9 protein-coding genes and 1 pseudogene are annotated in these 7,358 nt (G+C 58.0%); 3 read left to right on the top strand and 7 right to left on the bottom strand.

Going from position 1 to position 7,358, the window contains the following annotated elements:
- Positions 1-58 precede the first annotated feature (58 nt).
- The 4 genes from ACLFKU_RS41995 to ACLFKU_RS41980 form a co-directional block, all read right to left on the bottom strand.
- Positions 59-553, bottom strand: coding sequence for a hypothetical protein (locus ACLFKU_RS41995; protein ID WP_410853165.1), 495 nt, complete (start codon positions 551-553; stop codon positions 59-61).
- Positions 553-942, bottom strand: coding sequence for a TIR domain-containing protein (locus tag ACLFKU_RS41990; RefSeq protein WP_342969453.1), 390 nt, complete (start codon positions 940-942; stop codon positions 553-555). Before ACLFKU_RS41990 ends, ACLFKU_RS41995 begins: the two co-directional genes overlap by 1 nt.
- Before the next feature lie 119 nt (positions 943-1,061).
- Complete coding sequence (locus ACLFKU_RS41985) at positions 1,062-1,271, bottom strand: hypothetical protein (protein ID WP_410853164.1); 210 nt, start codon at positions 1,269-1,271, stop codon at positions 1,062-1,064.
- An 11-nt stretch (positions 1,272-1,282) separates the two neighbouring features.
- Positions 1,283-1,450, bottom strand: coding sequence for a hypothetical protein (locus ACLFKU_RS41980; RefSeq protein ID WP_410853163.1), 168 nt, complete (start codon positions 1,448-1,450; stop codon positions 1,283-1,285).
- A gap of 271 nt (positions 1,451-1,721) precedes the next feature.
- On the opposite strand from ACLFKU_RS41980, the gene ACLFKU_RS41975 reads away from it, so the two are divergent.
- The 3 genes from ACLFKU_RS41975 (at position 1,722) to ACLFKU_RS41965 (ending at position 3,404) form a co-directional block, all read left to right on the top strand.
- Positions 1,722-2,093, top strand: coding sequence for a DUF4430 domain-containing protein (locus tag ACLFKU_RS41975; RefSeq protein ID WP_410853162.1), 372 nt, complete (start codon positions 1,722-1,724; stop codon positions 2,091-2,093).
- A gap of 139 nt (positions 2,094-2,232) precedes the next feature.
- Positions 2,233-2,643: an adenosylmethionine decarboxylase gene (gene speD, locus ACLFKU_RS41970; protein WP_410853161.1), complete on the top strand. Its 411-nt coding sequence runs from the start codon at positions 2,233-2,235 to the stop codon at positions 2,641-2,643.
- A 248-nt stretch (positions 2,644-2,891) separates the two neighbouring features.
- Positions 2,892-3,404: a hypothetical protein gene (locus ACLFKU_RS41965; RefSeq protein ID WP_410853160.1), complete on the top strand. Its 513-nt coding sequence runs from the start codon at positions 2,892-2,894 to the stop codon at positions 3,402-3,404.
- On the opposite strand, the gene ACLFKU_RS41960 is transcribed toward ACLFKU_RS41965, so the two are convergent.
- The 3 genes and pseudogenes from ACLFKU_RS41960 to ACLFKU_RS41950 all read right to left on the bottom strand — a co-directional run bounded on the left by ACLFKU_RS41960 (position 3,386) and on the right by ACLFKU_RS41950 (position 6,677).
- Complete coding sequence (locus tag ACLFKU_RS41960; RefSeq protein ID WP_410852044.1) at positions 3,386-4,108, bottom strand: IS6 family transposase; 723 nt, start codon at positions 4,106-4,108, stop codon at positions 3,386-3,388. The two genes, ACLFKU_RS41965 and ACLFKU_RS41960, sit on opposite strands and share 19 nt — an antisense overlap.
- A 59-nt stretch (positions 4,109-4,167) precedes the next feature.
- Positions 4,168-4,502, bottom strand: a pseudogene (locus ACLFKU_RS41955) (transposase); the annotation flags it as partial.
- Between the two features lie 237 nt (positions 4,503-4,739).
- Positions 4,740-6,677, bottom strand: a complete 1,938-nt coding sequence (locus ACLFKU_RS41950) for an SMP-30/gluconolactonase/LRE family protein (RefSeq protein ID WP_410853159.1) — start codon at positions 6,675-6,677, stop codon at positions 4,740-4,742.
- Positions 6,678-7,358 lie beyond the last annotated feature (681 nt).

The raw sequence follows: 7,358 nt of genomic DNA, 5'->3' as shown, positions 1-7,358 counted from the left end.
CGCTTCAGAACCTTGGCGATGCCCGGAGCAAGCGTCGTTCGTGGCGTCAGTATCTTCTTCATCGTTTGGCCAAAGCGTTCTCGTCAGCCTCGAATTTTACCTCCCTCGCGTTAATGCGACAGAGCCTATGAGAGATCGGGCGGTAAAGCTTTGCATTGAGTCCGCGCTCTACGGCTTCCCATTCAGCATCATACGGGCTTATGGGTAACCGCTTTTCAATTTCGTGAACGACTGACCACTTGGCCGAGTTGAGGTTTCGGTAGGACGTGATAATCGAATACCACAATACGCACAACGTGGCTCCTGCGATGGCCAGGAGCCACAGATATTCGGTCGAGTCTTTTGACGTGAGATACCCGACGAACGCCAAAATCGCCGAGTTGACGCTGAGGAAATACGAATTGGCCGTCGTGCGTCGTTGGCTGATCCGATCAGCCATTTCGACATAGAGCTTGTACTGATCCAGTAGATGCGAATACCACTTCTCGTTGTCGGGATAGGCGGTCCGGTCTTCGATCTGATTCCACAGCCTTTCGTTGGGTACGTCGGGCATCAGCGGCCACCGTGGATGAGACTTTTCAGATTATCCCAGGTCCACTTATACATCTTGTCGTTGCCGCTGGCCGAGGTCGGTTTAGTACACTGCTTGTCCCCGTACCCTGCGAGCAAGAAGTACTCCTTCTTTAGTTCTTTTGCTATCTCCAGTTCGATAGCAACGCCTTTGGCCGTGTGAGTTTTTGTGCCGCAAAGTACGCACACGACATCGACGTTGCGTATGCGGGCGCGCGCCTTCTCCTTCCAATCTCCGGTCAAGTGTTCCTTGATTGACGAATCCCAGATGTCGAATGGCGTATCGGAGTGCTTCGATTGTCCGACCAGAAGCATTTTCAGGTCAGAGTCGTTGTCGTAGTCGAAGCTGACAAACATTTTCTTGCGTGCCATGTGGTCCCCCTTATCGTGGTCAAAGCGACTGTGCCAGCAAGTCCGATTTCTTGCAATAACAGCGCGTCAGCAGCCCTTACGTCGGTTGATTGTTGTCCCGTTTTCGCTGGAATCGCTACTCAGCCGTGAATTCTCATATCGGCTGATCGTCTGGCCAACGGGCAGAACTTCCGATAGACGGCGAGCGGATCGACGACGCGACGGGGAGCGCGCAAAGCTGGAAACAACGTGCTGACCATCGCTCCGAAGGCAGTTCCGGCGAACATGCCAATCAAGATCCGGATGGTCTGCCAGTCGGGTGACAACATGCCAACGAGAAAAATTCCCACGATGCTGTAGCCTAGCCACGACTCATACAGGTCTTCATCTTCACCGTCGGACCGCTCACGCCGTTACGCTCAGCCAGCACACGGATGGATTCGGTGCGCGCGAGGGCCTGAAGTGCGATCGCTTTACGCTTGTCGTCGCTCAGTCTGCCGCCGACGGCCGACCGGGTCATTTGAGTCATGGATTCCGCAGATGAAAAATGGGGCGCCATTATCGCCGGGCCACCGCAGACCACTCAATGTGTAACGCGGCTTTGAATCGCGCCCATCACTAGCTTCAAAGCGTGAAATAGTAAGGATGGCAACGCGTCGCGTCCTGCCCGCGCTTACAAAGCTTTGCTCGCTGAGTTGACGAGGGTAAAGCTATCTACTCAGACAGCTTTTGGTCAACATCGGGCGTTCTCTATACTCGCGCGCAGGCGCTTTCGTGCGCAAACCAGATCGGAGGTGGTCATGACCAAGGCGACGGCCAACCAGTTCGTTGATTGGGGTTCGGAATTTCACACACCGCCATGGCAGGCGAACGATGCGATCGGCATCAACCCCGGTGTGACGACCGCTTTTGATCTGCTTACGGCCGCTGGCGTATCTCCCGCGCTCACCCCCCAGTGGCAGGGCTCGGGTGCGGGTCTGTTCATTACCGGATTGGGTGGCGTTGAAGCGAATCAGGGCGGCAACGGATACTGGTGGGTCTATCTCGTGAATGGCAAGATGCCTGACGTTTCGTGTGCCGCCTACGCGTTGCAACCCGGCGATAGCGTGGTCTGGGATTACAAACACTATTCGAGCGGCATGAAGCAGGCCGTCCATCCCCCACTGGTTTGACCTGCGCATGTGCGGACCGGCGCCTGACGCACACCATTTGCCGGGTGGCGCATTCGGCTTCGTTGTCTTCGCCATGCTCGTGCTCACTCACGCCATGCCCTTCTTTCAAAGTGCATAACACGCCCGAATTCCTGAATACATGGAATGTCAACAAAAGCCCATTGGTCGTCACCTTCTTGTCGACATGCACCAAGTTGAGAAAGTAAACGATCCGTCCTTCATAGAAGACGTGCTTAGACGATCCGCGATAGCCGCGGGAGCCCATGTTCTGGAGGCATCCCTGCATGTATTTCCCCCGTATAACGGCGTTACCGGTGTCGTGCTGCTGGCTGAGTCCCATATCTCAATTCATACGTGGCCGGAGCTTTCGTTCGCTGCGTTTGATATTTTCATGTGCGGAGCGGCCAACGTGCGAACGGCTCTGGATATTCTGGTCGAAAGTTTTGAACCCAAGGACTGGGTCGTTGTTGAGCACATCAGAGGGGCAATGCATTCTGCTGGCCCCAGCGGGATGGTCACTGCGAAAACGTCGTCGCTGCTAACTGAGTAAGGAGAATATGTCATGAGCAACAAGCGTGAAATTTACGAGAAGTGGCTGCTGTCACGGGGCGGCGCTATGGAGCCAATCCAGGGGCGGCGTAAAGGCGCCACCTGAAGGGCGGCGTAATGGAGCCACTCTAGGGGCGGCGTAAAGGCGCCAGTTGATGGGCGGCGCATTGGCGCCAGCAGCATCGAGTCGAGAGCGCGATTCGAACTTCTCAAGTCGGTACGCTTCGTTCTTTTTTGAACGGAGCGTCCATGACCAACCGGAGGTTCGAATTGTTTGAGTATCGTCAAGTCCTTGTCCGCATGCGGCAAGGCGATTCCGACCGCGACATTGCGCGCGTCGGTTTGATGGGACGCAAGAAGTTGACAACCGTGCGCCGCGAAGCTGGGGCGCGCGGCTGGTTGGACCCGGCGCAGTCGCTGCCGGACGACGCCACGATCGCGGGCGTCTTTGGACGCACACCGCACCTGCCGCACACGTGTGTGTCGACAGTTGAACCATTTCGCGAGCAAGTCAGGAACTGGGCTGCAGCCGGTGTTCAGGGGACCACGATCCATGCCGCCCTGCAGCGCAATCATGGCTACACCGGCGGCTACGACTCTGTGAAGCGTATGCTGCGCCGCCTGGCTGCCGAGCGCGGTGTGAACGTCACGACGATTCTTGACTTTGAGATTGCCGATGCCGCGCAGGGGTTCTGTCGCAGTAAGGAAAGGGAGTCAAGCAAATGCAATATGCGAAGGATGACTTATGATGCCAGCGAATAAAATTGCTGGGCGGCGGACCGCGCAGTTTTGCTCGAACATTTCATCTGTCCTTTCTTGATCATGTGCATCAATTCGATGCCACTCAGAATGACGCGCGCGCAGTTGAAATCCTTGAACCCGAGCATCGGTCGGATCCGGCGTTTGATGGCCCGATGGTCCTGCTCGACGATGTTGTTCAAATACTTGATCTGACGAACCTTGATGGGCGTCTCGCGCTCGGCATTCACCGCGTTAAGCGCAGCCAGATTGGAGCCGCTTTTGTCGATGGTTATCGTCTCGGGCGAGCCGTTCTGACCGATTGCCTTTTCGAAGAAGCGCCGAGCAGCAGCCTTGTCCCGCTTGGCCCTGAACAGAAAATCGATGGTGTTGCCCGCCTTATCCACTGCCCGGTAAAGATACTTCCACGAGCCCTTAACCTTGATATAGGTTTCATCAACCCGCCAGCTCTTGCCGACCGGCCGCTTGTGCTTGCGAAACGTCTTTTCGAACAGCGGTACCACCTTGACAACCCAGCGATGCACCGTCGAATGATCGACGCCAATGTCGCGCTCAGCCATCATTTCCTCGAGATTGCGAAGACTCAGCGAGTAAGCAACGTACCATCGCACGCACAGCAGGATCACTTCAAGCGGATAGTGCAGCCGCTTCAGAACCTTGGCGATGCCCGGAGCAAGCGTCGTTCGTGGCGTCAGTATCTTCTTCATCGTTTGGCCAAAGCGTTCTCGTCAGCCTCGAATTTTACCTCCCTCGCGTTAATGCGACAGAGCCCTTCGGTCGGCGGTCGAGCTCCGCCTGTGCGAAATACGCTGATGCCTTGCGCAGGATTTCATTAACCTGGCGCAGTTCACGGTTCTGCCGCTCCAGTTCCTTGAGCCGATCCTGCTCCTGCGTGCTTGTGCCCGGGCGCAAACCCCGATTCCGCTCTTCCTTGCGTACCCAGCTACGCAGCGTCTCGCCAGAGCAGCCAAACTTCGCTGCGATCGACGCGATTACCTTCCATTGCGAGTCACGGTCGCCTTGATGTTCCAGCACCATTCGCACAGCCCGCTCACGAACTTCCGGCGAGTACCGTGGGGACTTCTTCTTGGTATTTTCCATAGCTCCATTTTCTCAAAAAGTGGAGCCTCCGGAAAACCCGGCGCGGTTCAGGCAAGGCAAGGGCGGAGGCAGTTCAGCGCTCAAAGGGAAAAGACAAAGCGTGCGTGAACCCCAACCGATAAGCATTCCTATTTTAATATACACTGTTCGGAGCGTAAGTGGCGCCCCCAGAACGGGCCATCCAGCGCCGGGGCGCTCTGCGCGGGCCACGCTTCCCTTCACGATGAATCCGTCCGATCATGGCGTCCAGCGATAAACTGTGACGCTGTTGCCCTTGACGTTGTTCTTTGTGACCACGTACTCGCCCGTCGATCGAAGGTATGCCCTGATGCCGTACATCGAATCCATCGCGCTGCTGGCGTCCACGGTGCCGGGACTGGTGTTGACCAGCGTGATGTCAAGGTTGCCGGTAGTGAGACCGAAGGCATCGATGTCTGGCCGCTCTGGTCCGCTGATGCCGCTGAACCAGTAGCTGACAAAGAGATAAGCGCCGGCCGCGTCCATTGCCTTGGCGTCTCCGTGGGGGAGGTTGATCACCGGATCGGGTGTGGTAGTGTTGCCCGCGCTCCAGCCGTGGTACACCTCGATGCGCGTGCCAATTGAAGTCCAGTCCGTGCTCCCGACGATGCCCTGCGCGAGAATCATGATGTCGCTGTCTGCGAGGTAGATGATGCGCGCGAGCGGCTGGATGCTCGCGGGAATTCGGATGGGAATGCCCGGGCCCCATGCAGGCTTGCCGCTGCCATCGAAGCCGGTGAGCGGGTAATGGTAGATATCGCCGGTCCTGTCGAGACCTGCCCACACGCCGCCTCTGCTGTCGATGCAAAATCCGTGTGTGACCCGCAGGGTCGTATTGAACGCGGGGCCCGGAATCGATGCGTCCGGAATGGCAATGTAGCCGTTCGACGCGTTGAAATGGAAAAAGTAGAACGTCGAGGGGTTCTGTCCGGACGCCACGAGAATCCGGTTAGCGCCGACGGTAGCGAGTTGTCCGAAATGCTCGTCGCGCGAAATATCGTTCATATTGATGCGCGGATCCGACGGATAGGCGAAAGGATCGACAGTATTCGCGACGAAGGTACCTCCCGCGCGGCCGGTGTAGAGGTTGGTGCCGCCATAGAACAGGGAACCATCCGTGGTCGGGTCGGGAGCGGCAACGCCCTCGAAGTTGAGGGACTGCAGCGTCCACTGGAGGTTGCCCGCCCGTCCATACGAGTGAATGTCGGTGCCACCGTCGCGGCCGAGGTCCCAGCTGCCGCCCCACGGGTTATTGAGCACGTAGAGGTTGCCGGCCGTGTCCTTGCCGATGCCGGCGATGCGGGTGAAGCGCTTCGCGCCAACCTGGCCTTTGATTCCCGTCGTGGTGTCGAGATAACCGCCCGGAATGCCGAATGTACCGGCCAGCGTCGGCGTGCGCGAGAGCGCATAGCGCTTGATGTTCATGTCGGGACCCTCGTCTCCGACCATGAGTTGTCCCGATGACGCATCGAAATAAAGCGCCGATGGGTGCGACCCGCCGGGCATGCGAATGGTATTCAGCAACTGGCCGGTTGGGCTGAACCCGACGATTGTGCCCTCACTCTTCTGTGCGATCCAGACGTTGCCTGCTCCATCCAGCGCGAGAGCGCCCGGGCCCGAGACATTGATGTCCCGCTGCCAGACACCGTCAGTGGTGTAGATCCGAACACGACTACCATAAAAGTCGCTCGCATAGAGGAGTGAGCCCGCAGAGGCAAGTCCGGTGACGACATCGATCCGAGGCCGGTTGTTCGACGCACTGACCTGAATGAAAAGGTCGCGAATCCCAGTCCTGCGATCGTATCGTCCCACCGCACCGCTTCCGTACGAGCTATCGTACTGTAGTGCCGCGAAGACTGACGTGGCATTACCTGCAATGGCGCTGCCCTGAAACTCGCCGTGGGTCCCGATGGAGCCGATGGTGCGGCCGTTCTGGTAGATTGCGACGCCGCCCCCATACTCGTCCCACATGGAGGCCGTGTAAATCGCGCCTTCAGGCGCGACCCACATGGAACGCGCGGCATTGCCCACATGCGCGGCGAGTGTGCCATATGTGTTCGCCAGCCAGTCGGTGGTGTTTTGCGCCGGACCTGCCGGCGCAATCGCGGCAAGCGCTGCGAACAGGACCGCAGCATGAATTCGTTGTTTCTCGACCATGACTGACGCTCGTCAGAGTGTAGTGAAAGTACGGGAAAATGGCCGGCCCATAGAGGTCGGCGCGTGAGCGTTACTGTAATAAACAACGATGTGGGCGCTTCGAGCTTCCGGGTTGTCGGAAGCGAGAGCGCGGCATTTCCGATCATCTGGCGTTCCCGGCAGGGCCGTGCACGCCATTCACGCAGAAGGCCGGCGAGTGATTCATAGCTGACAACCACGCCCACGTGCGGAGGCAGTGACCACTTCTGTTCGTGCCCGGATCAGATCGAGAACGGGCTGCAACCCCACGTCCGCCGTGCGGCGCTGACCGTATGAACGGCCGACTTCGTCCTGAATCCGTGTTGAACCGCAACCTGCATTTACTCCAGTAACGTGATTTGTGCCCATGATGCCGCCCCGCCGAGCAAGCTGTCTTCGGCCGACGCCTGCGGGCTAGGACACGCAAACTCCGGGCGAGGCTAAGAAGCGACGTGATGGTGATCCGACAGGAATGCTCGTCGGAGTTGGGTTCTGCAGTTTTCTGCAATAGGCCGCCTGCAACTTTCAGAGAACGCTTTAAGGCAACGCTGAACAAGCCGTTGTATTCATCGTGTCGGGCGCAAACAGAGGCAGATTCATCGTGAGTGAAGCTTTGCGGCTGCATTTCCTGCCCACCAGGGCGTTGCGCACGGGCCTGCGGCC

The organism is Paraburkholderia sp. EG304 (assembly GCF_046543485.1).
GTDB lineage: Bacteria > Pseudomonadota > Gammaproteobacteria > Burkholderiales > Burkholderiaceae > Paraburkholderia > Paraburkholderia youngii.
Note: the sequence above shows the minus strand (reverse complement) of the source record. Positions and strands in the feature narration are given on the sequence as shown.

Excerpts from the sequence above, each read along its gene's own strand:
- ACLFKU_RS41975 (WP_410853162.1), top strand. The coding sequence starts at position 1,722 with ATGACCAAGGCGACGGCCAACCAGTTCGTTGATTGGGGTTCGGAATTT.
- ACLFKU_RS41980 (WP_410853163.1), bottom strand. The coding sequence starts at position 1,450 with ATGACTCAAATGACCCGGTCGGCCGTCGGCGGCAGACTGAGCGACGAC.
- speD (WP_410853161.1), top strand. The coding sequence starts at position 2,233 with ATGGAATGTCAACAAAAGCCCATTGGTCGTCACCTTCTTGTCGACATG.
- ACLFKU_RS41990 (WP_342969453.1), bottom strand. The coding sequence starts at position 942 with ATGGCACGCAAGAAAATGTTTGTCAGCTTCGACTACGACAACGACTCT.
- ACLFKU_RS41995 (WP_410853165.1), bottom strand. The coding sequence starts at position 553 with ATGCCCGACGTACCCAACGAAAGGCTGTGGAATCAGATCGAAGACCGG.
- ACLFKU_RS41960 (WP_410852044.1), bottom strand. The coding sequence starts at position 4,108 with ATGAAGAAGATACTGACGCCACGAACGACGCTTGCTCCGGGCATCGCC.
- ACLFKU_RS41950 (WP_410853159.1), bottom strand. The coding sequence starts at position 6,677 with ATGGTCGAGAAACAACGAATTCATGCTGCGGTCCTGTTCGCAGCGCTT.
- ACLFKU_RS41965 (WP_410853160.1), top strand. The coding sequence starts at position 2,892 with ATGACCAACCGGAGGTTCGAATTGTTTGAGTATCGTCAAGTCCTTGTC.